This is a genomic window from Cytobacillus oceanisediminis (genome assembly GCF_022811925.1).
Classification (GTDB): Bacteria; Bacillota; Bacilli; order Bacillales; family Cytobacillaceae; genus Cytobacillus; species Cytobacillus oceanisediminis_D.
Window position 1 is genome coordinate 5,288,294 of record NZ_CP065511.1, and the last position, 26,026, is coordinate 5,314,319.

Here is a 26,026-nt window from a genome sequence, read left to right on the forward strand (position 1 = left end):
TACCGTTTAACGCCAGTCCCTGTCAACCAATTATTATCTCAATGTGCACAGTTTTATATTGCAATGATTTCAATAGAGTTAAAGATAAGAAGGCACGATCACATATTCCTCTTTTCTTAGGGTGAATCGTGCATCCTTTAATAACATTATTAGACTTTAAGCATTTTCATAGCTGGCCAATTTGGCAGCAACATCTTTTAGTGATGTCCCCTGTAAACTGGGAATACAAATTCCTTTAATTTTATCTAATGCTTCTTTCCACGTTTCCGGGACCGCACTTGCACCCTGCGAGGCTCCAGATAGAGCACCTACCATTGCAGGCATACTATCGGACTGTTTCGGCAGTAATGATGCCAGCTGAATTCCTTTTTGCAGGTCTCCTTCTGTACTTAGGAAAATAGCATAGGCTACTGCGAGTGTTTCAGGAGCAATATTGGCATAGTTATAGACCGCATTGACTACTCGCTTTTGCCATAGCGGTATGGCTGCAAATCCGTCCCCATTGGTTTCTTCCAGTACATTTAGGGCAATCTCCATTTTTCTGCGAATCCAGGTATTTTCCGGTACGTATTTTAATCCTTCTTCCACTATTTCCTGCGGGGAAGCACCTGATAGGGCTGCAGCTATACTGGCAGCCATTGCCTGGGCTGCATATACACCATCTTCAGCATTTGTGATAGAAGCCATTTTTTGTGCTGTACTTGCAGCTTTTTCAGGCTGGTTTTTATAAATAAGACCGATTGGAACCGCACGTGAAACAGAGCCATCATCATAGTGATGCGGATTGTCATTGCCAGATGCCGGTGGAAGGATTCCTTTTTTGATGTTTTCAATAGAAGCTCTTTCACTTACTCCGCTCCAAATTTCCTGCTCAGCTTCTACTATGTATTGCATCCAGCCATGAAGTAATTTTTCTTCCGTAATTTCATTTCCGCAATCCAAAATCATTTGTGCCGCGATGATTGCAAATTCTGTATCATCCGTTCCGCAGAAATCTAAAATTTCCTCGCTCAAGGCATGTGTGAAGGGTAATGAAATTTTATTAATCCGATGCCGGTCCGTAATTTGGCTAAAGCTCCATAAACGATTTCTCCGCTTAGGAGGAAGTACGAGCGATCTATGATACATCGCAGCAAAGCCTGCCGAATCACCCATTGCCATCCCGAGAAGAGAACCGTAAATTTTATCATAAGACATTACTCTTTTCCTCCTATTACTACGTTTGTTAAATCTCTGGCAATATCCCGGACATCTATCCCTTTCATGGCCAAAACACAACGGCCGCGAATAATATTTATCCGGTCCTGCCAATCCTTTGGTACAATATCGGCACCATGTAATGCTCCTGCCATTGCACCATTCATAGCCGCAATCGTATCAGAGTCTCTTCCAATATTGACTCCGCCAAGTACAGCAGGAATATACTCACCCTTCGCTGCCGCAAACACACCATAGGCGAGCGGAATAGCTTCCGGCCCCATATCGGCCCAAGGATAGTAGAAAATGGAGATTTTATTGTAGAGTTCTTCAATAGCCTCCTGAACATCTGTATACTTTGTACCGATTTCTACAGCCTCGCTGATTTTCCGGTATGCCCAGGAATCCTTAGGAATACAGTTCATCCCTGTTTCTATTACCTCTTGCCAATCATTTCCCGTCATGGCATAAGCAACACTTGCGGCTACAGCTTGACCGCAGTATACTCCATCCCGGTCGTGACTGACTCTTGCTTCAATCTCAGCTAATCTGGCCGCTTCTTCCGGATCGCCTGCACAATAAATACCAATCGGAGATATTCTCATGGCAACTCCGTCACTCCACATTTGGTGGTTATCGACTCCTGTTGCAGGGGCAGCCAGCCCTTTTCGAAGATTAAAGATAGCCTCTACTTCACTAAAGCCTCCGCCTTTAAAGCCGCCTTCCTGAGAAACAAGATAGTTAGTCCATTCTCTTGTCATATCCTCATAGTTTAATTTATTTCCATATTTTAAGATAATTTTTGCTGTCAGCATTGTGTATTCGGTATCATCTGTTCCAACTGGATCATCATTGACAAAGTCATTGATCCAGCCATATTTTTCCCGTATCTCTTCCAATGCCAAGCCTTCGGTTGGAGCTCCTAATGCGTCACCCACTGATAATCCTATTAAACAGCCATATACTCGCTTATACCATTGTTCGAAATCCAAATGAGATCCCCCTATACTAAAGTTTCCTAAAAAAATAGTGGAGAACAGAGTCTCCACTATTTTTTTAGTATTATCTTAAATTTTTATTTGCAAGTTCTGTAACCTGTTCTCCGCCTGCCTCATTCCACTCTTTAACGAATTTATCGAAATCAGAGATTGGACGCTTACCAGTAATGATGTCCGTTGTAAATTCCATATACAGGTTTTGCATAGCATCCCAGTTAGCAACATATTCTTCTGGTATTATGAAGCTATTGTCTTCTGCATAAAATTCTTCTGCTGAATTAAGTGACTTTTCTGCAGATTCACTTAATAATGGTGTCGTTTCATCTACTGGAGTAGCTGGTGTATAATCAGCCGGCTCCCAGAATCTAGCAAACCATTCACTGTAATATTTATCAGTAAGCTGCAGCTTTCCATCCGCTACGTTATAATGCTCGCCTTCGAACCCGAATCGGTCGATCATTTGTCCTTCAGGGCTCGCCATATAATCTAGAATCTTAAACACAAGATCCTTATTCTCAGAATTAGCAGAGATTGCAATACCTCTTGATTCTTTTGTAACATCCGTAGCACCAAAGCCTTGATATTCGCCCTTTGCAGGCGGCAGCATGACTAGTGAAGCTTCTTCTCCGCTCACTTGAACCATTTTGCCTTCATAAATATCAATTACTTTTCCAGCTGTACCAGGGATGATCGCAGTTTCTCCATCAAAGAATGCTTTTTCTTTCGTATCCCATTGCTTTGTTAAGTATTGAGGATCCAAAAGACCTTCTTTATATAGCTTATTATAGAATTCAAGCTTTTCTTTTTGCTGCTTTGAAACTCTTGCGTATTCGTAAGAGCCATCTTCTTTTTGCAGCCAAGTCTTATTGATCCCAAAAGCCATATCAAACATATAGTCGATTTCTGCAATGTCGCCGGCAACTGTAATGGCATATTTAGGTTTATCGCCGCCTGGCTGTTTTTCGACTAATTCTTTGAAAAATGAATAGTAATTGTCCACAGTTGGATTTTCCATTAGTGCTTTAGAAGTTTCCATTTGGTTAAACCAGTCTCCTCTAATGACAGGAACTTTAGGAGCAAGCGGTTTAATCCATAGTAAGTAAGGATAATTTGCAAGTCTTTTTTCGTTAAAAGGCTGAATGATATCCTTTAGATATTTTGAATCCTTGATGTAAGGTCTTAAATCCTCTAATAAACCTTGATCAGCCATGGCTTGATCTCCGCCTTGGAAATAAATCATGTCAGGAATATCTCCGCTATTGAGCAGCAAGTTTAACTTCTCAGCATAGTTGCCTTGCGGGAGGTCGACTAATTCAAAATTAACTTTAATATTTTCATCTTCAAGGAGCCCTTTTTCAATCGCATCATAATATTTTTCTGATACAGGGTTTGAGCTGTTATCATCCTTCATTACAACACGGATTGTTGTGGCTCCCCCTTTATCTTTTTTATCTCCCTGACCTGCTTCCTCTTTGTTTGTACAAGCCGCCAGTAAACCCAAAACTAAAATGAGGCTTAATATGGCTAAAAAAGATTTTCTCATTACTTTTCCCCCTAAAAAGTTATTTTTTCATATTCTAATTGAATCGATGAATGATTGCTCCCCCCTTGCCATTCATCATATTAGGAGATTGATAGTATAAAAGCTAACTAGAATCACAATAATGTGGAACCGGTTACATAATTGACTATAAAAGGCTGTTCCTAACAATTCTGAATCAATAGATGTTGTTAGAGCTTGATACCAAATTATTATACACTCTTATGTAACCGGTTACATATTATATTCCCTTTTAGAATAATTGAAAGTGGTTTTAAAGTCAACTACTAAAAATTCAAATTAATTTGGAAAATCCAACAGGTCCCCATCCTTCAGCTTTGAACCCAAGCTGCACCTCCACAACATTTTGCTCCATGTTACAAGCGGGATATATGCCTTCAGATTTTTAGCAGAAATAAATCGGATTGGTTATAAAATTTAATATCTGAAAATCATCTTTCTCCCAATAAAACAGAATCCCCCATAATCCAGGAGATACTCTGAAGATTAAGGGGGACTTCCTGATTTCCATCATATTCTATTCGTGCGTTCTCTTAAACCAACTAAAATCAAGGCCTATAACTTCAACTCATAAACCTTCCGCGGCCGCCCGCGCTGTCCAGGCTGTTCTTCACCGGTCACTTTGGCAAGCCCGAGCCGCTCGAGCTCCGCCATAATCCTCCTCGAGTTTCGTTCGGTGTTTTTCAGCCATCTTGAGACTTCCTGCGCAGTGACAATCTTTTTTTGATAATGCCTTGAAAGGTATTCGATTTTGGATACAATTGCAGGATTGATTTTGGCGCCCTTAAAGCGTTCTTCCCATTCCTCTCCCCAAATGCGCTGCTGGTAGGAAACCGCCTCTTCGCCGCTTTCCGAAAGGTGTTCCTTAATTTGTTTGGTTTCATCGACACTAACCACAGGCGAAGCTTTCTGATCCCTGGCATATTGGAGGGCTAGCCGGACATTCTGCTCTGCATCATATGCCGTCAGCCCGTAGCCGACACCGATTCTCACCTTCAGCTTGCTGTGGATTTTCGCTTCTTCAATGAGCGAGTACATGGAGGCTTCCTGAAAATGCATATCCATTTCGCCCCGGGTTGTATAAATAAAAAATAGACCATCCCCGATCTGCACAAAGGAGCCTTGGACTTTTTCGGCATAATCAAGCATGACCTGCTTAATCTCCAGCTCATGCCGCTTCATTTCATAGGTAAAATGCTGCTCTTCCAGAGAGCTTGCAGAGTGAACGACTTCCATTCCCATAATCGCTATCTGGGAGCGCTTATACCAATTGGACTGGCCTCTTTCCCTTAGGTAGCGCAGTACAAGTTTTATGGCTACAGGAGATGGGACCACCCGGTAGCATGGGATTCCCTGTTCCCTCAGCCGGTCATGAACTTCCTGGACACATGTCAATGCGACCTCCGTTTTTCCTTCCTCAAAAAGCTTCTTATGAAAGCGGATGATTTCCTCGGCTGGTTCGTACTCATTATAGGAAAAAGCCTGAATGTTTAAATCTCCTAAAAAATATGTATTCTTTAGTGTATCCAGCTCGGATTCCTGAATGGTGTCCAGGCTTGCCTGCTGAAATCCGCCTTCTCTGATATGAGCTTCAAGGAGTGTTCCCAGCAGACTGGAGCCATATAGAGGGGGATAATGGGCGTTTTCTTCCCCAATCAGCCCTTTTGAACGCGCGTAATAATAAGGGGCCTGTCCGGAGAAAAACCATAAATCGATTTCCGTCTGATGTTCCCTGATAATCTTTTCCGTTTCTTTTGTTTCCTTATAAATGTATGGAATCATCTCAAGCTCGCTGTATTCACGCGACAAGGCAAGAATGTGTCCAACGGAGTCTCCCGGCCCCACTACCCCAACGCGAATCTTCATTCTTTTCCACCTGCTTCTTCTTTATATACTTGTTTCAATTTTTAAATATTGAGCGATAATCTCTGTTCCCAGTTCCAGATCTTCAATAGAGGCAAACTCCTCAGGATGGTGGCTGAGCCCATTTTTGCAGGGAATGAATAAAAGTCCTGAAGGCCATTTGGCCGCCATATTCATGACATCATGGCCGGCACCGCTTTCAAGCACCAATGCTTTGTATCCTAAAGATTCACCTGAATGCTGTAATTCCCGCATCACTGTCTCATCCAGCTGAACGGATGGATTATGAACAAGCGTTTTTACTTCTATTTTAACACCAAAAGAGTCAGAAAGCTGATGGCATTTTTCACGGATAAGCTCCTCCATTTCTTTTTTCAGCGAATCGTCCACACTGCGGATATCGACTCCAAGCTCAACCGTTCCGGGAATCACATTCATGGCGTTCGGCTTTAATTCAAAGGTGCTTGCTGTTGCCACAATCGGCACCGCATTGGAATCCGATAAAGAAAGAGCTGTCTCTGATATGAATGGAACGAGAGGTGCAGCCGCGACAAAGGCATCCTTTCGTTTGCCCATTGGCGTCGTTCCTGTGTGCCCCATCTGTCCGTTGATGATTACCTTTAAGCGGATTGGGCAGGCAACTGCCGTCACCGCTCCAAAGTTTGCCCCGGCATCTTCCACTCTAGTTCCCTGCTCAATGTGAAGCTCGATAAAACTTTTTAAAGCTGTCTCCGGCCGTTCAGCTTCTTCAATTGCATCCCATGACAGTCCCATGTCCTCGACTGCCTGGCGGATGGTGATGCCATCTTCATCAGTTACACCTTCCACTTCTTTCTTATTAAGAAGGCCGCTCATAGCCTTGCTGCCAATGGTTGATACGCCAAAACGAGATGATTCCTCAGATGCAAAACAAATGACTTCAATTGGTGAAGCAGGTTCGAATCCTTCTTCTTTCAATTTCTTTACGGCAGCCAGACCGCAAAGGACACCGGCCACTCCATCATAGCCTCCTCCGCCTTTTACGGTATCCACATGAGAGCCTACGGCAACAGCAGGTAATGAATCTTCTGCTTCCCAGCGGGCAATCGCATTCCCCGCTTCATCTCTTTCAACCTTCAAACCGATATCCTCAGCAATGGAAACAAATACATCAATGGCGCGCCACTCTTCTTTCGTGTAGCCTAGCCGGCAGAACCCTTCAGCCTGGTTCATGTTGTCTGTTAAATTTAACGCTTTCAGATGCTTATCCAACCATTCTTTCATTTTCAACACTCCTCCCTTATCTAAAATGAGGCAGATTGCTCTGCCTCATCCATTCCTTAATTTAATTTTTTTATAGATTCAAACAGCAGCTGGACGGCATTTATCATCGTGCCTTCGTTTATATCAAACTTCTCGTTATGATGGCCGGCTGCCAGTTCTGTACCGAAAATACAGTATGTCGCCTGTCCTCCATTTTGCTGAACACGCTCCATAAAGAAGGTTGCATCCTCGGAGCCTGCAGGTGAATTGTCTTCAAGAATGCTTTCTTTTATATAGGAAGCTTCTTGTGAACAGGAATGCAAGACGGATGCCAGCTCTTTTGAACCTTGAGCACTAATGGCCTCGCCCACAGTATGAATCTTGTATTCTACTCCATACATTTGGGCTGATCCTGCGATAACAGCTTCTGCCTGGGCTTTGACATATTCGTTAATTTTAGTCGTTTCCCCGCGTGTTTCAATTTTCAGCACAGCTTTATCTGCGATAATATTGCGGCCAGAGCCTGCATGCAATTCACCCACGTTGATGCGGGTTGCCCCTTCTGAATGACGCGGAATAGCGTAAATATTAAGGGCAGCAGAAGCGGCGGCCAGCAGGGCGTTTTTACCCTCTTCCGGATTTCCGCCTGCATGGGAAGAAACTCCTTTAAACGTTACATCAAGCTTTGAAGTCGCCAGGAATCCGTTTTTTGATGCCACAAAATGTCCATCTGGAACTCCTGTGCCGACATGTGAGGCAATTAAGTAATCCACATCATCGACAACTCCGGCTTCGGCCATCGAACGAGCCCCGCGGGTGCCTTCCTCGGCAGGCTGAAAAATCAATTTGATTTTTCCCTTAAGGCTGTCTTTATTTTCAGCAATCAAGTTTGCCAGGCCAAGCCCGATGGTTGTATGGGCATCATGTCCGCAGGCATGCATGGTGTTTGGAACTTTAGACCTGAACCCCTCTTTTTGCGGAATATGGCTGTCTGCCTCTGATTCATGGATCGGCAATGCATCCATATCAACACGGAATGCAATCACCGGGCCTTCCTTTTTGGTATCCATCGTCGCGACAATGCCTGTATAGCCGTCTGTAAAAGCTTCGATATAATCTTTTTTCGCACCATTTTCGAGAGCCCATTGATAATGTGCGGCTGTTTCCTCTTGGTTCGGCTTACCCATAAAATAATCAGCTGCCATTACCTGCCTGCCCATTTCCAGCCGGAAGCCAAGTTCATCCAGGATTGATGCGACAATGGAGGCTGTCCGCATTTCCAGGAATCCTCCCTCTGGATAGCGGTGAAAATCACGCCGCCACTCTTTTAATTGATTTTCGAGGTTACTCACTTTTTAACCACATCCTGTTCTTATAGATAAGGACCGATTCCCGGACCAAACGGGATTCCAAAGAAGACGAACACTAAAAGCATAATGATCCACGTGATCAGGAACGTAACCGAGTACGGAAGCATTAATGAAATGAATGTTCCAATTCCCGCTTTTTTGTCATACTTCTGCATAAACGACAGTGCGATAACCATATATGGCATCATCGGTGTCACGATATTCGTAGATGAATCTGCTACACGGTAAGCCACTTGCGTGAATGCAGGGTGATAGCCAAGCTGCATAAACATTGGCACAAACACAGGTGCTTCAAGCGCCCACTTTGCAGAACCTGAAGTGATCAGGAAGTTCAGGGAAGCTGTAAAAATGATGTAGCCAATAATCAATCCGATTCCGGTGAACTCCACGTCCTTCAGGAATTCTGCTCCATTTACTGCTACCCAGGTTGCAATATTAGACCAGCTGAAGTAAGCGATAAATTGGGCGATTGCGAAGATTAAGACAATATAGGACGCCATATCCTTCATGGATTCAGCCATAAAATTGGCAACATCTTTACTGCTCTTAATATTTCCAACTGTTATTCCGTAAACAGTACCGATAATGATGAAGAAGAAGAGAATAATTGGGATAATGCCATCCAGGAATGGAGATGGAACCAGACCGCCATCTTCATTGGTTAACGGGCTATTTGGTATAAGGATCGCTCCCACAATAAGGGCAATATAGGCGAACCCGGCAATGGCTGCATTCCGCAAAGCCTTGCCGGCATTAGGCGGATCTTCAGCAATAGCTTCCTTTACCTCATCGCCTTTATATTCTCCAAGGCGCGGTTCAATGAACTTCGTCGTGACAAGTCCGCCGACAATGGTTAAAACAAATACGGAAACAATATTAAAATACCAGTTATCGATTGGTGTAACGACCATATTCTCGTCAATAATCTTGGCAGCTTCTGTTGAAATCCCTGCCAAAAGTGCATCTGTTCCAGCAATCAGCAGGTTTGCTGTAAAACCGGCACCGGCTGATGCATACCCTGCTGCCAAACCGGCAATCGGGTTGCGGCCAATTTTGTAGAAAACCATTGCAGCAAGCGGCGGTACAAGCACCATTGCTGCATCTGATGCGATATTCCCCATGATCCCGACAAACACAACGGTGTACGTGATTAATGCCGGCGGTGATTTTAAAATTGTTTTCTTAATGGCATAATCCAGCATGCCAACTTTCTCGGCAAGACCGATTCCGAGCATCATGGACAGAACCAGGCCAAGCGGCGCGAATCCGGTGAAGTTATCGAGCATGGATGTCAGAATAAAATTCAGGCCTTCTCCAGATGCCAGGTTCTTAACTTCCAGTTCCTCTCCCGAGCCAGGGTGGACAACAGTAGCACCAAAGGCGCTAAATATAGCTGAAACAATAATGACAAGTACTGCGAGCCCGGCAAATAATATAAATGGATCCGGGAGCTTGTTACCGACCTTCTCGACCCCATTGAGGAATCTCTGGGCAATCCCTGGTTTCTTGTTTTCTGTTACCACTTTCTTTCCTTGTTTCTCTGTTTTCATATACTCCCCTCGCTTTTCTGTTTTTTATTGGATTTTCTTACTTATGAGTGAAGACGTTGCTTTCCGCTGCGGCGGCCAGGTTCGGACTTGCTGTTTCGGATTTCTGCTTTTCCTGTCCGAAGTGGCGCCTGGTTCGGACTCCTTCTACCGGTTTTCTGCTTATCCTGTCCGAAGTGGCGCCAAGTTCGGACTCCTTCTACCGGTTTTCTGCTTCTCCTATCCGAAGTGGCGCCTGGTTCGGACTCCTTCTACCGGTTTTCTGCTTATCCTGTCCGAAGTGGCGCCAAGTTCAGACTCCTTCTACCGGTTTTCTGCTTCTCCTGTCCGAAGTGGCGCCTGGTTCGGACTCCTTCTACCGGTTTTCTGCTTCCCCTGTCCGAAGTGGCGCTAAGTTCGGACTCCTTCTCACGGTTTTCTGCTTCTCCTGTCCGAAGTGGCGCCAAGTTCGGACTCCTTCACTCGGATATTTGCTTCTCCTGTCCGAAGGTGCACTAACTTCGGACTCTTTCACCAGGATTTCTGCTTCTTCTGTCCGAAGATGCATCAACTTCGGACTCTTTCACCAGGATTTCTGCTTCTCCTGTCCGAAGATGCACCAACTTCGGACTCCTTCACTCGGATATTTGTTTATCCTGTCCGAAGGTGCACTAACTTCGGACTCTTTCCTCTGGTTTTCTGCTTATCCTGTCCGAAGGTGCACCAACTTGGGACTCTTTCACCCGGTTTTCTGCTTATCCTGTCCGAAGATGCACCAACTTCGGACTCTTTCACCCGGATTTCTGCTTCTCCTGTCCGAAGATGCACCAACTTCGGACTCCTTCACCCGGTTTTCTGCTTCTCCTGTCCGAAGGTGCACCAACTTTGGACTCCTTCCCCCGGATTTCTGCTCCTCCTGTCCGAAGGGAAGCACTTATTTTAAAGCAGAAGGCATAACCTCTTTAGGTATTGGGCATTTGTAAGGATTAGCTTGTTTAAATTCATTAAATTCCTGTTTGACAGCTTCCAATTCTTCCTTGTCGGTCAGCAGTTTAACAGCCGTTAAAGCCATGGCTTCAGCTGCTCGGAGCATTCCTTTGTGGGCATAGCTGCTGATGCCTTGCGTGGTCATCTGCCATGTATGCAGCGGTGTCCCCAGTGCTGATGTTGAAGCTGTCAGCTGCGCGGTTGGAACGATCCAGCTTACATCTGAGACATCAGTAGAACCGGCTAGAACTTCTTTGGAAGGTTCATAGGCTGAGATTGTTTCTGCAAGGTATTTTCCTTCAAACTCACTTCCGTCCCCTACATAGCCAAATCCTCTTAAAATATCTAAATAACTTTCTTTCTCACCATCTGATAGGGTTGTCCAAAGCCTTTCGGCAAATGCCTTTTCTTCTTCGTCCGGCTTTTCGATGCCAGCTTCCTGAAGGCTTTGATAGAGAATTTTTTCAAGGCTGCGGTTTGGAATATAATTGGAGCAGGCCTTGTCAAACTCAATGGTAAGCTCTGTTTCTGTCATCAGAGCTGCGCCTTCCGCAATTTTACATACCCGCTTGTAGATTTCATCCACCTGCTGAACCTTGGGCGCGCGAATCAGATATAGCACTTCAGCATCTGCTTGTACGACATTTGGAGAGATGCCCCCTGTGTTGGTGATGGCGTAATGCATTCTGGCTTCCGGCACGACATGCTCGCGAAGGTAATTCACACCCACGTTCATGAGCTCAACCGCATCCAGGGCACTTCGTCCAAGATGAGGCGAGTTCGCCGCATGTGAGGATAAGCCTTTAAATCGAAAATAAACCTGATAGTTTGCGAGACTTGAAAGGCTCATGATGCTGTTGGCCGGAGATGGATGCCATGTTAAGGCTGCGTCCACCCCTTCAAATACTCCTTCGCGGACCATGAAGGTTTTTCCGGAACCACCTTCTTCACCCGGACAGCCAAAAAACTTTACAGTTCCAGGCAGATTGTTTTCTTCTAAATACTTTTTTGCTGCACAGGCTGCCGCAAAAGCGCCGGTCCCCAGCAGGTTATGCCCGCAGCCGTGACCGACATTCAGCTCGGTTGGCTCATACGAAGTCTTGTTTGGCATCTGCCCTAATCCGGACAGAGCATCAAATTCACCGAGAAAGCCAATAACAGGGGCTCCGCTTCCATAGGCAGCTACAAACGCGGTTTCGATGTTTCCGGATTTGCGTTCAACTTGAAAGCCTGCTTTTTCGCATTCAGAAGCTAAAAATTCTGCTGAAGCATACTCTTCAAATCTAGTTTCCGGATGATGATAGATATACTCGCTGATTTTTTCAAACGTTTCTTTGTTTTCTGCCAGAAATGTTTTTGCAAAGTTGTTCGTCATGATTTCCTCCTTTAATTTAAATGGCCGATCCGCCATTTAAGATGTGAATGTAAGCATCGACCGCAACCAGTAAAGCATCTTCCTCGAAATCAAATTGAGGATGGTGGTGAGGATAATCGAGCTTCGTACCGAACAGCATAAACGTTGCTTTGCCGCCATGCTTCTGGACCCGGTTCATCATAAAGCTGACATCTTCCGATCCGGAGACAGGGACAGATGGCAGCACTTCTTTCACAAGCTCGCTTGATTCACACCACTCGGTAATTTTTGGGATCAGCTCTTCATCACAGACAACCACTTCCGTAACTCCGACTGCTTCGATTGTGCAGGAAACATCATGCATATCTGCTGCCGCCTGAATAATCCGGGTCGCTTTTTCAGCCATATATTGAGCAATCTCCGGTGTCTCGCCCCGCACTTCTATTTCCATATAACTGTCTCCCGGGATTATATTTCGGCCGCTGCCTGCAACAAGCTTCCCTACATTCACCCTGGTGACGCCATCATGGTGGCGCGGAATGCCATAGAGGTTGTTAGCAGCCGTCGTCGCCGCCAATAAAGCATTTTTCCCGAGTTCCGGATTGATGCCGGCATGTGAGGAAACTCCTTTGAAATAAGCATTGTATTTAGTTGAAGCCAGGAATCCCGGCGTTGTGGCTGCGATTGTTCCAACGGGCAGGGACTTAATGCCGATGTGGCCTGAATAAAAATAATCAACATCATCAAGCCAGCCTTTGTCTGTCATTGCCCGAGCCCCTCGTCCACCTTCTTCAGCCGGCTGAAACAAAAGGGTAAAGCTGCCCTTAAGTTGATCACCATGGGAAGAAATATACTGAGCCACCCCAAGTCCGATTGCAGTATGTCCGTCATGTCCGCACGAATGCATCACATTCTCTTCTTTTGAAGCAAATTCGTATTTGGCTGGACGATGGGCAGGATCTGCAGATTCGTTTATCGGCAGTGCGTCAATATCAAATCGGAAACCAACATGGTCTCCATTTCTGCCAGTATCCCAGACTGCCACAAGCCCGGTATTGCCGCCGCGCATTTGATCGAGCCAGGATTCCTCAACGCCCAATTCCTTCGCCTTTTTCTCATGGGCTTCAAGATCAGCTTGTGCTGGCAGTCCCAGACGGGAACTTTCTTCAAGCGCGTCTTTCCCTATATAAAGCTTGAAACCCATCTTTTCCAGTTCTTTTCCGATCCTGTATGTAGTGATGTACTCCATGAACCCCAGTTCAGGCAGTGCATGCAAAGTGCGCCGCCATTTGATCATCTGGGGAGCTATCTCCTCTATAAAGCTGCTGTCCATGTTGATCCCCCTTGTTGAATATTATTTCGGACATTTTCCGTTTCATTACCTTAAATGTATTATACACATGTTATTAGAAAATTCAAAGTAAACTTTTAACTATTAAAATGTGACTTAGTGAATTTTTATACAAACGGAGCTAAATTTAGCAAATCTTTAGTATAATCCTCCTTATTCACCCCCTGACTTTCTCCCTATTTTTACCTAAAAAGTGTAATTTTCCACGTTTAAACTGTAAAAATATAACTCTATCCGCTAAAATAAGGGATATACTCTGAATGGCATATTCCTTTAGGGAGGACATTTAACTAATGCACAAGAAAACAAAAATTTTACTCTGCAGTGTCGGCATATCATTAATGCTTGGAGGATGTTCTGGTATGAATAGCGCAAATAACAATCAGAAAAGTGAAAAATCAAAAGAAACACAGGCTGCTCCTTCTGAAGAATCACTGATCAGCGTTCAGGATTATACCGGTGAAGGCTATGCACTTCCATATGGAAAAGAAACCGATAAAATTGCTGATGAAAGCCTTGATGAGATAGAGGAAGCTGCAATCAAGTTTTTTAAGGAAAAATATAAGACCGATGTAACGGTGCATAATGTGGTTGGTGCTAAGGACGGGGCTACTGTGTTTGTAGAATCCAAAGGTGAGCCGCATTTCTACACTTATGCTGTAGTACCAATTGATGAACTAGAAAAGAAAGTGATGACAGAAAAGATATGGGCGGACGAATTCCAGGTGGAAAATGCCATTAAAGGCGGATTGTATCACATGATCTTTAATGAAGAGTTCAAACAGCTCGACGACTATCTTGAGACTCTTGCAGCTGAAGGTCAAGTAACCGGAAAAACAAAGGATACCCTTCAAAATGTGGGCGGACACGGATATATGACTCCATATTATTTTATTGCATTAACAAGTAAAGAAGAGGCTATTAAACCAGTTTATGACCTTTATATTAGTAATCCTGATGAAAGTACGGAAAATTTGAGGAATGTCTATGATGAGGGCGCGTTTAATCCTGAAAACTTCAAAATCAATATTCAATTATTCATGGCTGAGAAGCAGGCAGAGCCAAGTGAAGAAATATTTAATCAAGTCACGAAAGAGCTGGAAGAAATGGACTCAATACCTAAGGGCACATACAGCTTCGCTCTCAATGATAACTTCATTGATAAACAGAGTTCGGAAGGTGCTAAAGATAATTCTTTAAAACGCGGATTCCCGGATTACATTATTAAGGAATAAAGCAGGTGAATATATGGATACTCTTAAGGGTTCACCAAATATTAATACGGATATAGCAGCAAACAATGATAAAGATTTAGTTGAACTGGCAGGCCTTCATGCATATACCTATCCGCTATTTGAATCAGTTCTGCAGGTAAATAATACCGACTATACAGTTATCGATACTCGTTATGAAGACCCTACTGGCCTTGATGCTATGACAGTCGTAAATATGGAGACAGAGGAAATATCCATCATTTATGTAGGAACGGATGCAAGCGGTAAATATGGCAACAAGGATATTCTGACAGATGCACAGCTTTTAAGTGACCTAACTCCCGCCCAGCTGGCTGCAGCAAGAAGCTATTATACTGAAATGAATCAAAAATTTAACCAGGTTGGCGGCGTTAAATCGATCGCGGGAAATTCACTTGGCGGCGGTCTGGTTGGTGCAGTAGCAGTTGAAAATCCAGAAGTAAATGCAGTTACTTTAAACCCTGCCCTGCTTCCTGAGGGGATGGTGGATCCTAATCAAACTTATGATAATATTACAAACTACTTCAGCAGCTACGATGTGCTGACTCAGACTTTGATTGCATTGGATCTGCATGGCAGGATTCCAGGCAAACAGTATGAAATCTTCAATGGGATTCCTGAATTCTCAAAGCTTGCTACAAACCATACAGGCTATCTGAGGAATGAAGATGGCACTCAGTTCTATGTTATTGGAGAAGTCGGCAAGCCGGGCTATGGAAAAATCTATGTAGATGCTGATGCCCATATCGTATCAAGCATCTGGACAGGAGTACCGCTCTATGGAGGTCACTCAGAACGCATTGAGATCAACAAAGAGAACCTGGATCTTCTTGCTTCCTCCCTGCAAAATCATGTTACGGAAAGATTGAATCTTGCTCACGAGTACCTCGGCAACTCGGTTGCCATTGTAGACGATGAGGCAAACCGTTATTATGAACGGCTCAGCCGCCTGCAGAAGATCTTCGAAGAGATGTTTGAAAATCTGATCAGTGAACCGCTGTTTATGGGGATAACTTCGATCAGCAATCGATTAACAGCCGAAATCGATCATTTGGTTTCTTTGTTAAATGTGGCGGAAAGTCATGCTAAATCACTGAACTATATACTGAATTCCCCGCCTGCCGAGCTGCTTGAACATATTTTCCGGACGAACGTCAGTGTGGAAAGCATCTTTAATGAAATCCGCAGCTTTTTGTATGATTTGAAAGCGGATGTTCAGGATCTTTCCAAAAGCCTTATCAGGATTATTTCCAATAAGATCCCGGAGCTGTTTGAGGGCGGAAAAGAACTCTGGTATGATGCTGTAGTCAGTGAGTTAAAAGCCCATTATGGGATCGTAAACAATAACCGGGATAAGCTTCTTTCACATATCAGCGAATACCAGAAACAAGTCCAGGACGTTGCCGCTAATTTTCATGACAGGGACCTTTCCCTCGGACAGTCCATCAGAAGCAAATCCTCTCATTCCAATTCAATATCCGTACAGGGAACGAATACGTATAAACTGGAAGATTCCCCCTACATGGAGCTGAGGATGAAGATTAAGGAATTCCAGATGGATACTGCTTATACTGCCTTTACCAGATCAACTCATGCACTCCTCTTGCCTTTATTGCATAAAGCATGGGTAATCACTCTGAATATTGAAAATGCATTGGAACTCCTATCAAGCACCATCAAAGGCGCAACCAAATTCGCTTTGGACTATACCATCCCCGGCAAATTATTCGGCCTGTTTTCGGACTTTGATGATAAAATCAGAAACAGTGTCAACAACGCGCTGGAGCCTTTGGACGAATTCGCTGGCACTATTGAAGGCATTCGAAAAGGGTTAGACCGATTAATGGCGGAGTACCCTACTCTTTTAGAGAATTTTAGGCCTTATGTCGAGACAGCCATTTTTAATAACAGCGGCTACTATAATGTCCATCTCTACAACCTCGCATCTATTGCTATTTTAAGAGAAATGGAAATGCTGTTTGATGACGTGGTGTATCAGCTGGGGCATCATAAAGCTGAAGCGATTGAGGCATTGTGTGAGGTTTCTAAAAAAGTGAAGGGTAATATGGGGATATTGTATGAACAGGTGGATCGCGGGACGATTAATTAATAGGAATAAATAAACCGAGCTGAGTGGCAGCTCGGTTTTCCTTTTACAGGGACGCGGGGACAGGTACCTTGTCCCATATATTAAGAAAGAACAAAACTGTGCTTAGTAGCTGCTCGGTTTTGTTCTTTCTTCTTTTTATGTTGACAAAATCGACCTTGTCGATCATTTCTCCATATATTCCTCTAACAGCTCTTTAAAAAGCTTATTCAATTCCTTATTTTTCTGCTCCTTCAGCCATTCCACCTGGTTAATGGGCAGGGTTAGTTTAAGTGTGATTTTTTCATTCGGCATTTCTACTTTTCGAATTTCTTCTAATGTAATGCCCGCCTCAATATCCGGAAAGTCCAGATGGTCCTCACTTATTCTTAAAACATCTTCGTATGACTCCTCCGGGTCAAGTTCGCAAAATAAGCTTAACCTTGGCAGCTTGCCCGGCACAGATTTTAGAAACATAAATGAACTTAGTGTTCGCCCATCTTCCAATTCAATTTCCGTGATCAGACTTTCCCTGTCTTGATATTTTCTTAGAGTAACCTCGCTCACAATCAGATCCACTTCCAGGGTACTTCCTGCAGACGATTCAAAAATATAGATGGCACTGTTAAACACATAGATTTCTTCCCCATCGAGGTTTATTGATTTTATACCAGCCATACCTGCTCCTCCAAATTTTTTACCATTTATGATTAAATCCATCATATCAAAAAGAACAGCAAAAGGGCGGAATCATCCTCAAAAGAAAACTGCACACCAGCCATGGTGTGCAGTTCAATCTGCAATTCTGATTCTACTAATAACGATAACTAATCTTTTTAACGTTTTCTGCCCCTCTAATCTCTACTAAATCGCTTTTCTCAACAATAACTTCTTTCACTTCTGCACCGCTAAAATCTACGATGATTGGCTCATTCTTTGGTGTTACACGGACACTCACGTTCTTAAGTCCTTTGCCCTGCAATACAGAAGAATTTTTGAGCCAGATGCCGTTTTTGATTTCTGCGGATTCTTCTACATTAATAAAAGAAACCTTGTTAACTACTAGCTTCTTCTTTTTATCATCAGTAAGATTATATTTCTTTTCAAAATCCAGCTCTGTTACTGGCGGCAGGCTGTCAACATCTACAATTCTGCCCTCCACTGCTGGTGTGATTGTGCCCAGGCTGGATAGATGTTCGGCAAAGTTTTCCCAGTCAGAAAGTCCAAGATCTGTTACTCTGCCCTCCTGATAAGCTTTTGCGAAGACTGTATATCCATCTCCGCCTTTGGCTGTGAAAGCATTGGTAGCGATTGTGTATGTTTGATTTTCCTGGATTTCTGTGTATGTGCCCTGATCATTTTTATAAGCGATCGAAACTATCCGCTCACCGGCAGGCTTTGTGGAATCAAATTCTACTTTTGCACCGGACACATGCAGGAAGCCGCCGTTTTCTGCTGGATACTGACCCACACTGATTTCAAAAGCCTCTTTCAGTTCAGCTCCCGTCAGCTCCATAGTTGCTAATGTGTTGCCAAATGGAAGAACGGTAATCACTTCTCCAACAGTGATTGGCCCTGCATCAATGCCTGCACGAATGCCGCCTCCATTTTGGAGAGCCATGATGACATTGCTGTTATACTGCTTGGCTTTTGCAAGCATGCCGTCTGTAATTAGGTTGCCTAGCGCTGTTTCATTTTTCCGTACACTTGGTCCTGTGCTGTCTCCGCTTGTCCGAGGATTCTCGAGTGCAGTCACAGTTTCTGCACCAATTTCCGTGTTCTTTAATTCCTCTATTTGTGAGGAGTATTTTTCAAGAAGCACTGCAGCATCAGGATCCTCTGCTTTATCCGATATTTTAACAAGCTCTCCAGCTTGCCCAACTACTGTTCCTGCCTCATCAAATTGTACATCCAGTGTTCCAAGATAATTATTGTACTGGCCGGCTTGAACAATGACAGTAGGGTCCTTTGCTGCTCCTGTTTCATCCGCTGCCACAACCACTGGCTCATTTAATTGCGTATGGCTGTGTCCTCCCACAATCACATCAATCCCATCTACCTGAGCAGCCAAAGTTAAATCATTATCCACATTCGGATTATCATCATAACCAATATGAGTTACAGCCACTATTTTATTGATTCCCATACCCTCAAAAGCTTTTACTGCTTTTTCTGCTTCTTCGATATAGTCTTCGAATGTAACATTACCCGGACTGGAAATACTGGCCGTTTCGGCTGTAGTCAAGCCAAAGAATCCTACCTTTTCACCGTTAACTTCTTTGATGATGCCATTATATATTTTTCCATTAGCAGGTTCGCTTGAAATAACATCACTGAACAAGCCCTGCAGGTTGGCATCCTCAGAAAAATCTACATTTGAACTAACGAATGGGAATTGTGCACCTTTTACAAAGTCAGCCAGCGCTTTGTGCCCTTCTGCACTTGAACCCAAGTCGAACTCATGATTTCCGAAAGTCATAATATCATAGCCCATCAGGTTCATAAATTCCAGGTCAGCTTGTCCAAGGAATTTATTAAAATATAATGTTCCGGAAAAAACATCTCCTGCATCAACAAGCAGGGCATCCGGATTAGCTTCTCTTACTTCCTTTACTGCCGTCACTTTTTTAGCGGCGCTGTCCATATTGGCGTGTGAGTCATTGGTATGCATTAATGATAGTGTAAAATCTGCAGCTGATGATTCATTTGCTGAAACCAAACCTGCCGGAACGGCTGTAGAGATGGTTAATGCTGCTGATAAGGCTACTGTTGATAATACTTTAATAGGCAATTTCATGAATTGCTGCTCCTTTCAGATGCGAATTTTTTAAAATGAGGATTGAAAGCCGAAGTATTAAACTCCGGCTTCAAATGCTATGCTGCTTCCTCTTCCTCATATGGAGACTCTATTTCTTCCCCATCCGAATCTTTGAAAATAATATGAGACGGATCCGCTTTTTTCCCAAGTGTCCATTTCTGGACATTTTCGGCACCGCGGATTTCCACAACTTTGCTGCTTTCGATCATGACTTCTTTTATATCTGATCCTGTTAATTCGACAATTGCTCCTTTGTTGGCAGAGCTGATGACCACTTTTGTATTTTTTAGGCCTTCGCCTTTAACTGCGGCGGATTTCTTCAGCCACAAACCTTGCGAGAGGCTGGATGTTCCATCCATTATAACCAAGGCATTATTTGGTCCAACAACGAATTTCTTCGCGTGGTAGTTTACTAGATTGAAAACATGATCATATTTAGGCTCTTCCGGTTTAACTGCCGGCTTTAAGCTTGTCTGAATCATGACAGGGTCATGGTCACTTGCACGGCCGTGTTCTTCCATGAAACCTGAGTTAATATGAAGAATATCAACTTCTGTTTTCTTGGCAAGGTTGTTGGATACTAAAATATGATCCAGCACCTGTGCATTTCCCTGGTAGTTGTACGTATAGCGCTCTTCTGCCGGCACTTTTTCAATCATGTTGGTTAATTCATCGCCCTTTAATGCCTTTATAGGATTGGAGAATTCAAAATCGTTAAAGTCGCCAAGCAGAACGATATTGGCTTTTGGATCTTCCGCATTAACATCCTTTACGAAACCGTTAACCACGTTAGCGATTTTCATGCGCTGAATTTCACTGTTTAAGACGGGTGGCTGCACTTTGCCGAATAACGGAAGATCTCCGCCTTTCGAGTTAAAATGGTTTGCTACGACAATAACGCTTTCGCCCTGGAATTCGAACTGGGCCGCCAATGCTTTGCGGCTATCTTCAAATGCTTCATTGGCCGGATCAATGCGTCCTGGGTTTAGTGTCAGTTTGCCGTTTTCAAAATCAACTGCATCCGTTGCTGACCCTTTTTCGCCTTCCGATAATGTTACCCTTTCAGCGTTATAAAGGAAGCCGACACGGATGTTACCTCCCGGCTGGCCGCCATCCTGTTTATCTTCTGGGGCGATGTCTGTGTATGTGTAAGCTGGACCGCCCAGTTCTTTTATTTTTTCAATCAATAATGCTGCACTTAGATCCGCTTCTGTTGTGCCGCTATCTGTTGGTCCGTCATTATCCTGAACCTCTGTCAGACCAATGATATCCGGCTGCTTCATATTATCAACAATAGCTTCTGCTAATCTAGTAACCTTTTCCGCATCCGTTTTTATTGAGAAGTTTTCAACATTATAAGATGCGATGGTTAATTGATCTTCTTCAGGAACAAGACTTGTTTCCTCTCTTACTGCAGGGCCTTCTACAAATTCAGGCAATGAGTCTGCGTCACTTAGAACTTTATAGTTGCTGAATCCGTAGCTGACAACACCCTGGATGCTGCCTTTAAAGCTGTCTCCCATTTTGGCAACAAAATCTTCATCATTAATATCCAATGTGATTCTCTCAGGATTATAATCATTTTCTGAGATGCGGAGTCCGCCTGCCGCTGTATTTGTATCCACGTCTCCCGGGACGACTACAAGTTCACCGTATTTTTGCGGCGCAACTACTTTAGGGTTGTCTACTTGAACAAGCATTCCTTCCAGGCTTTCATAGAAATCAATTCCATCCTGCTCTGGATCAAACTCACCAAAGCTGTCATTATCGATCACTTCAATTGGCAAGTTCTCATTACTCAGAATGACTGGAGCAGGAAGCTCCTGGCCTGACGCTATTTTATTGATTGCTGAAGCATTAATTTCAGTTACAGGCAAATCTGTCTCCAGTTTTTCAGCATAGCCGTCAAGCACCCATTCTTTAATTTGCCCTGTTACTGCTACCACATCGCCCGCTTGTGCACCGTGATTTTTCTTATAAACGAGAATTCCTTCAGAAGTATTAGGGTCTTGGTCAGGCTGCAGATCCTGCATATAGAAATTGTTTGCATCTGCCACTTTTGTGACGATGCCTTCCACATCCGCAGCATATTGGTTGGCATATTCGGAATAATGTCCTGCACCTTGAATATCATGAATGCGAAGTCCGCCTAATGCAGGCGTATAAGTAAATTCAGCTACTCTGCTGTCTGTTAAACCTTCTTTGACAGCAAAGGCTTTAATGGTTGTTCTTTCATTAATGACAATCGGATCAGTATATGTATCACTTTGAGAAGTCGGCTCTGATCCATCCACCGTGTAATGAATTACTGCTCCTTCCGTTTCTGTCGATAAAACAACACCTGTTCCCTGCTTAACTGGACCTGATTCAGGGGAAGCTGTTACTGCTGAAACTTGTGTTGGGTCTGTTTCTACCACCCATGAATAAGCTGATGAGTTCTTTAATCCTGGAACTGTAAAGTAGGCTTCCAGTGAACCGGTAATTTGAACTTTCTTTCCAAGGTTATCAGGGTTGTCCACCAGGTTTAATCCTGATCTCACATACCCGCTCGGAAGCTGAACCGGCAGTATTTTACCGGGATCTGTTTCATCGGGTGAGTCTGCAATGGCAATATTGGTTGCTATTGTAAACGGACCGCTATGGCTATAGCTTGAAGTACTTTTCGTAACTCCAACAATATAACCCTCGACTGTGGCAACTCCGTTATTATCCTCAATAGCTTCTGCCACAGACTTCACTTCTTCTGCACTTGCCGTGGCAAAAGGACTAAAAAGACTAAGAATCAAAGCAAAAACACTAATAAAGCTAAGCAACTTTTTCCGCTGCTTTCCAATCATGTAATCCACTCCTATTTCCTTATTTTAAACGTTTACATGACACTACCATTCTAGTAAATCACTCTTCTTTTTGGCATACAATCTGATATTTGTAAAAATTGAGTAAATAAGTAAAAATGAGAAAATACTCCCGAACACAAATAGGCTTAAAAACCCAGAATACGCACCGGAGTTATTTTTTTCCAAACAAAAAGAGAATCCCCGCCAGGAAGATTCTCTTCATTTCTATTATTTATAAACTTTAATTGTTACCGTTTTGCTGCCCCATTGCAGGGCTTTCTGTTTGTTTGGAATGAAGACGTCAATTTTATTGCCTCTTACTGCAGAGCCTTTGTCCCCTGCAATTGCCTCTCCATATCCAGGCACATATACCTTTGATCCTAGTGGAATAACCTTCGGATCCACCGAAATAACCTTGGCATTCGGGTTCTTTTTCAGGTTGATTCCTGTATAAGTAATGCCGCTGCACCCTTTGCAGCTGGCAGTGTAGGCAGTCGCTTTCACTTTAATTTCTTTATATGCTTTCGTTGATGCAGCCTTTACAGCTGTCTTTTTAGGTGCCGCAGCTTTTGCTGAAGCTCCAGTTACTTTTAGCACTTGCTTAGGTTTAATTGTATCTGATTTTAATTTATTCCAGGATTTGATTTGGTTAACGGTAACATTATGTTTTTTAGAGATCGCCCAAAGCGTGTCCCCTTTTTTTACTGTATACGTATTTCCTGCGGCTGAAGTGACATTGGAAAATCCAAACGATAGAAAAACAGCTGTGATTAGATAGATTACTAATTTCTTCATGATATCTCCTTTATGTCCCTTGATAGGAACATATTAACACCGGAAGATAACAGAGAGATTTCAGTAAAACTCTTTTTTTGTTACAAATAAATGCGCTTTTAATATATTTGTAATATAAATTACCAGATTTTCATTCTAACTTTCCAGCAGAACTAAATAAGGCACCTTTTCCCGCTTGTGCAGGAAAGGTGCCCCATTTTAGTAGGCAAAGTTGTGACTGCCGATTTGTTTAATGACTGTTCTAGTAAATATCCATTGATCTGTAGCTGTATAAGGATTGTAATAATAGACTGCACCGCCGGTAGGGTCCCATCCATCAAAAGCATCTCTTACTGCCTGATAAGCTTCAGCATCAGGCTGCAGCCAGTACTGCCCGTCATTCACAGCTGTAATGGCATTCTTTTGGAAAATCACATTGGAGAGAGTATCCGGGAATTCATTGGACTCCATACGATTAAGAACGACAGCTGCAACTGCCACTTGGCCTTCATAGCTTTCCCCGCGGGCTTCTCCATAAACGACATGGGCCAGCATGTCCACATTCCTAAGCATTTCTGCCGTGTTAACTCCAACAATGCCATCAGCCTCTAAACCAAAGTCATATTGAAAGTTTCTTACTGCATTCTCTGTTACCGTTCCATAATACCCTGTATTGTCTGTATTAAAATAACCAAGCTTTTGTAATGCTGATTGAATATATGTAACTTCCGGACCTGCAGATCCATTCTTTAGAACAGCTGCTTCTGCCTCGGGCTGGCTGAAGCTAAGAACAAATACCATTGCGGCAGCGGCCGCAATCCACTTTATGTAATTCATTTGAACACTCCTTATGTATTTTTGTTTTCTTAGAGCAGACTGTCCTCCTTTTGAAAAGGTAATAAGTTCACCTTTGCTTGTTTCCCTATAAGACCAAGCAGAAAACTCGGTCAAATGGTTTATTTTCCGGACCGGGACAAAGGGACAGGTCGAGGTTACTGCAGAATTTTTTTCAATAGGAATTCACTTTTGGTAAACAAATAGGCCGCTCTCTATAGAGAACGGCTCCCATTTTATATTTTAAACTTTTCGACCGACTGTTCCAGCTGTTTAGAAAGCATACTCAGCTGAACGGTCAGCTCTGATATCTTTTCTACCGCATCCTCCTGCTGGTCTGTTGAGGCTGCAACCTGGCGGGAAATTTGTGCTGTGTCTTTAGATAGACCCGCAAATTCATCAATAGATGCAGAAATCTCTTCTGACCCGGCAGAGAGCTCTTCAGTTACGGCAGAAACCTCCTGTATTTCACCAGTAACTCCTTCAACAGCATGCAATATCTGATTGAATTTCTCACCGGCACTATTGACCAGGGCTGTACCTTCTTCAACTTTACCAGAGCCCGCATGCATATTTCCGACTGCCTGTTCAATGGATAATCTGAAGTGATTTAGCTTTTCGGCAATTTGTGCAGCAGATGCTTTTGAACCTTCTGCCAGCTTTTTAACCTCCTGGGATACAACCGCGAAGCCTTTGCCATGTTCGCCTGCCCTTGCTGCTTCAATGGCTGCATTTAATGCAAGCAGATTGGTTTGCTCCGCTATGCCTGAAATCAAGTTCACAATATCTTCAATTTCAATAGCCTGCGTACCCAGCTCTTCTATAAATAGGGATGAATCATTTACAGTCTCTTTAATCTCATTGATTTGCCGGATGATGGATTGGATTTCATCAAATCCTTCTTTTACCTGCTGTGTAACTGTATTGGATTGTTCGCTCACATCTGTCGAAGCTTCCGCAATACGCTGTATGCCTATGGCCATTTCTTCTATTGCTTTTGCAGACTCCTCACTTCTGATCAGCTGTGTATCAGTAGCCCCTGCCACTTCCTGAATCCCTCTGACAATCAGGCTGCTGGCCTGGCTGATTTCTTCCATTTTATTTTCTATTTTACCCGAAGAGACCAGGAGTGCTTCGGAAGATGCTTTTATATCTTCAACCATCACTTTTGTATGATGCGTCATTTTTTTGAATGACTCTGTAACAAAACCAATTTCGTCATTCCCTTTTACCTTAATGGAATTAGCCTTCTCTTCTGCTCCCCGAAGGTCTCCACCAGCCATCAATTGAGCTGCTGAACTGATATTCTGCAGCGGGTGCAGTCTTTTTTTGACGAACCAGGCCAGGATGGCAACAACTGCAAGGATTAACAGTACATTTATCACCAGGTTCATAGGGAGCTCTTTTTGCAGTACTTGATCTGCAATACTATTAACATTCTCTGCATTGATGTCGACACCCAATATCCCAATTATTTTTCCATCGGCCTTAATTGGTACGAACGCTGAAAGATAGTCTCCATATTCCGGATCATGAACGATCGGTGAGCTTGATGCTTTTCCATCCAGAACAGGAGCAATATCTTCATATGTTGCAGCTGTTGTCGGTGTTTTAATGTCTGCAGCAATATCCGAGTCATTCGGCAGGCCATCAACCATTATATAGAGTTCTTTCTTCTCGGAATCAGCCATTAAAGTATAAACGTAAAACGCACCTGTTTTCTCACGAAAATCATTCAGCTGTTCCCGAAGGTCCCAATAAGCCTCAGACTGATCGGGATTCTTCAAAAAATCCTCATACTTCTCTGTTTCCATTTTTGAAGCTATATTGTCTGCAATGCTTAAACTAAAATTTTCAATAGAGGACTCTACTGAATTTTTGGTACTTAAGTAGAGCATAGCAATATTGCCGAGTAAAACAATTGCCATTCCAAGAGCCATGACCAATGCAATTCTAGCGCTGAGCTTTTTCATAT

Annotated in this window: 19 protein-coding genes; 2 read left to right on the forward strand and 17 right to left on the reverse strand. The window is 43.4% G+C overall.

Features of this window, described 5'->3' with window-relative positions:
• Positions 1 to 156 precede the first annotated feature (156 nt).
• The 11 genes from IRB79_RS26465 to IRB79_RS26515 form a co-directional block, all read right to left on the reverse strand.
• Positions 157 to 1,197, reverse strand: a complete 1,041-nt coding sequence (locus IRB79_RS26465) for an ADP-ribosylglycohydrolase family protein (RefSeq protein WP_243506103.1) — start codon at positions 1,195 to 1,197, stop codon at positions 157 to 159.
• Positions 1,197 to 2,189: an ADP-ribosylglycohydrolase family protein gene (locus IRB79_RS26470; RefSeq protein ID WP_243506104.1), complete on the reverse strand. Its 993-nt coding sequence runs from the start codon at positions 2,187 to 2,189 to the stop codon at positions 1,197 to 1,199. Before IRB79_RS26470 ends, IRB79_RS26465 begins: the two co-directional genes overlap by 1 nt.
• Before the next feature lie 70 nt (positions 2,190 to 2,259).
• Positions 2,260 to 3,738: an extracellular solute-binding protein gene (locus IRB79_RS26475; RefSeq protein WP_243506105.1), complete on the reverse strand. Its 1,479-nt coding sequence runs from the start codon at positions 3,736 to 3,738 to the stop codon at positions 2,260 to 2,262.
• Between the two features lie 573 nt (positions 3,739 to 4,311).
• Entirely contained in the window at positions 4,312 to 5,622 is a 1,311-nt protein-coding gene (locus IRB79_RS26480) for a helix-turn-helix domain-containing protein (protein WP_243506106.1), read from the reverse strand.
• A gap of 21 nt (positions 5,623 to 5,643) precedes the next feature.
• Positions 5,644 to 6,882, reverse strand: a complete 1,239-nt coding sequence (locus IRB79_RS26485) for a M20 family metallo-hydrolase (RefSeq protein WP_243506107.1) — start codon at positions 6,880 to 6,882, stop codon at positions 5,644 to 5,646.
• Between the two features lie 56 nt (positions 6,883 to 6,938).
• Entirely contained in the window at positions 6,939 to 8,213 is a 1,275-nt protein-coding gene (locus IRB79_RS26490) for a M20 family metallo-hydrolase (RefSeq protein WP_243506108.1), read from the reverse strand.
• Between the two features lie 20 nt (positions 8,214 to 8,233).
• Entirely contained in the window at positions 8,234 to 9,781 is a 1,548-nt protein-coding gene (locus tag IRB79_RS26495; protein WP_243506109.1) for an AbgT family transporter, read from the reverse strand.
• 263 nt (positions 9,782 to 10,044) lie between these two features.
• On the reverse strand, positions 10,045 to 10,224 hold the full coding sequence (locus IRB79_RS26500; protein ID WP_243506110.1) for a hypothetical protein: 180 nt from the start codon (positions 10,222 to 10,224) through the stop codon (positions 10,045 to 10,047).
• A 272-nt stretch (positions 10,225 to 10,496) separates the two neighbouring features.
• Positions 10,497 to 10,637 (reverse strand): hypothetical protein, encoded by a 141-nt coding sequence (locus tag IRB79_RS26505; RefSeq protein WP_243506111.1) that lies wholly within the window; start codon positions 10,635 to 10,637, stop codon positions 10,497 to 10,499.
• A gap of 54 nt (positions 10,638 to 10,691) precedes the next feature.
• Positions 10,692 to 12,119: a M20 family metallopeptidase gene (locus IRB79_RS26510; protein WP_243506112.1), complete on the reverse strand. Its 1,428-nt coding sequence runs from the start codon at positions 12,117 to 12,119 to the stop codon at positions 10,692 to 10,694.
• 16 nt (positions 12,120 to 12,135) lie between these two features.
• The gene (locus IRB79_RS26515) at positions 12,136 to 13,431 is read right to left on the reverse strand and encodes an amidohydrolase (RefSeq protein ID WP_243506113.1); all 1,296 of its coding nucleotides are present in this window, start codon (positions 13,429 to 13,431) and stop codon (positions 12,136 to 12,138) included.
• 311 nt (positions 13,432 to 13,742) lie between these two features.
• Here IRB79_RS26515 and IRB79_RS26520 point away from each other — a divergent pair, with 311 nt between their 5' ends.
• A complete protein-coding gene (locus IRB79_RS26520; protein WP_243506114.1) occupies positions 13,743 to 14,684 on the forward strand; it encodes a DUF1672 family protein in 942 nt (313 codons plus the stop codon).
• 13 nt (positions 14,685 to 14,697) lie between these two features.
• Positions 14,698 to 16,812, forward strand: coding sequence for an SA1320 family protein (locus IRB79_RS26525; RefSeq protein ID WP_243506115.1), 2,115 nt, complete (start codon positions 14,698 to 14,700; stop codon positions 16,810 to 16,812).
• 162 nt (positions 16,813 to 16,974) lie between these two features.
• On the opposite strand, the gene IRB79_RS26530 is transcribed toward IRB79_RS26525, so the two are convergent.
• The 6 genes from IRB79_RS26530 to IRB79_RS26555 form a co-directional block, all read right to left on the reverse strand.
• Complete coding sequence (locus tag IRB79_RS26530; RefSeq protein ID WP_243506116.1) at positions 16,975 to 17,466, reverse strand: hypothetical protein; 492 nt, start codon at positions 17,464 to 17,466, stop codon at positions 16,975 to 16,977.
• 136 nt (positions 17,467 to 17,602) lie between these two features.
• Positions 17,603 to 19,585: a bifunctional metallophosphatase/5'-nucleotidase gene (locus IRB79_RS26535; protein ID WP_243506117.1), complete on the reverse strand. Its 1,983-nt coding sequence runs from the start codon at positions 19,583 to 19,585 to the stop codon at positions 17,603 to 17,605.
• Between the two features lie 77 nt (positions 19,586 to 19,662).
• Positions 19,663 to 22,443 carry a DUF6359 domain-containing protein gene (locus IRB79_RS26540; RefSeq protein ID WP_243506118.1) on the reverse strand — a complete coding sequence of 927 codons (2,781 nt, stop codon included), beginning with the start codon at positions 22,441 to 22,443 and terminating at the stop codon, positions 19,663 to 19,665.
• A gap of 228 nt (positions 22,444 to 22,671) precedes the next feature.
• On the reverse strand, positions 22,672 to 23,238 hold the full coding sequence (locus IRB79_RS26545) for a LysM peptidoglycan-binding domain-containing protein (RefSeq protein ID WP_243506119.1): 567 nt from the start codon (positions 23,236 to 23,238) through the stop codon (positions 22,672 to 22,674).
• 198 nt (positions 23,239 to 23,436) lie between these two features.
• A complete protein-coding gene (locus IRB79_RS26550; RefSeq protein WP_243506120.1) occupies positions 23,437 to 24,054 on the reverse strand; it encodes a cell wall hydrolase in 618 nt (205 codons plus the stop codon).
• Positions 24,055 to 24,287: 233 nt separating this feature from the next.
• Positions 24,288 to 26,024, reverse strand: a complete 1,737-nt coding sequence (locus IRB79_RS26555; RefSeq protein ID WP_243506122.1) for a methyl-accepting chemotaxis protein — start codon at positions 26,022 to 26,024, stop codon at positions 24,288 to 24,290.
• Between the last annotated feature and the right edge of the window lie 2 nt (positions 26,025 to 26,026).

Excerpts from the sequence above, each read along its gene's own strand:
- IRB79_RS26545 (WP_243506119.1), bottom strand. The coding sequence starts at position 23,238 with ATGAAGAAATTAGTAATCTATCTAATCACAGCTGTTTTTCTATCGTTT.
- IRB79_RS26465 (WP_243506103.1), bottom strand. The coding sequence starts at position 1,197 with ATGTCTTATGATAAAATTTACGGTTCTCTTCTCGGGATGGCAATGGGT.
- IRB79_RS26540 (WP_243506118.1), bottom strand. The coding sequence starts at position 22,443 with ATGATTGGAAAGCAGCGGAAAAAGTTGCTTAGCTTTATTAGTGTTTTT.
- IRB79_RS26480 (WP_243506106.1), bottom strand. The coding sequence starts at position 5,622 with ATGAAGATTCGCGTTGGGGTAGTGGGGCCGGGAGACTCCGTTGGACAC.
- IRB79_RS26475 (WP_243506105.1), bottom strand. The coding sequence starts at position 3,738 with ATGAGAAAATCTTTTTTAGCCATATTAAGCCTCATTTTAGTTTTGGGT.
- IRB79_RS26510 (WP_243506112.1), bottom strand. The coding sequence starts at position 12,119 with ATGACGAACAACTTTGCAAAAACATTTCTGGCAGAAAACAAAGAAACG.
- IRB79_RS26555 (WP_243506122.1), bottom strand. The coding sequence starts at position 26,024 with ATGAAAAAGCTCAGCGCTAGAATTGCATTGGTCATGGCTCTTGGAATG.
- IRB79_RS26530 (WP_243506116.1), bottom strand. The coding sequence starts at position 17,466 with ATGGCTGGTATAAAATCAATAAACCTCGATGGGGAAGAAATCTATGTG.
- IRB79_RS26495 (WP_243506109.1), bottom strand. The coding sequence starts at position 9,781 with ATGAAAACAGAGAAACAAGGAAAGAAAGTGGTAACAGAAAACAAGAAA.
- IRB79_RS26515 (WP_243506113.1), bottom strand. The coding sequence starts at position 13,431 with ATGGACAGCAGCTTTATAGAGGAGATAGCTCCCCAGATGATCAAATGG.
- IRB79_RS26520 (WP_243506114.1), top strand. The coding sequence starts at position 13,743 with ATGCACAAGAAAACAAAAATTTTACTCTGCAGTGTCGGCATATCATTA.
- IRB79_RS26485 (WP_243506107.1), bottom strand. The coding sequence starts at position 6,882 with ATGAAAGAATGGTTGGATAAGCATCTGAAAGCGTTAAATTTAACAGAC.
- IRB79_RS26525 (WP_243506115.1), top strand. The coding sequence starts at position 14,698 with ATGGATACTCTTAAGGGTTCACCAAATATTAATACGGATATAGCAGCA.
- IRB79_RS26550 (WP_243506120.1), bottom strand. The coding sequence starts at position 24,054 with ATGAATTACATAAAGTGGATTGCGGCCGCTGCCGCAATGGTATTTGTT.
- IRB79_RS26535 (WP_243506117.1), bottom strand. The coding sequence starts at position 19,585 with ATGAAATTGCCTATTAAAGTATTATCAACAGTAGCCTTATCAGCAGCA.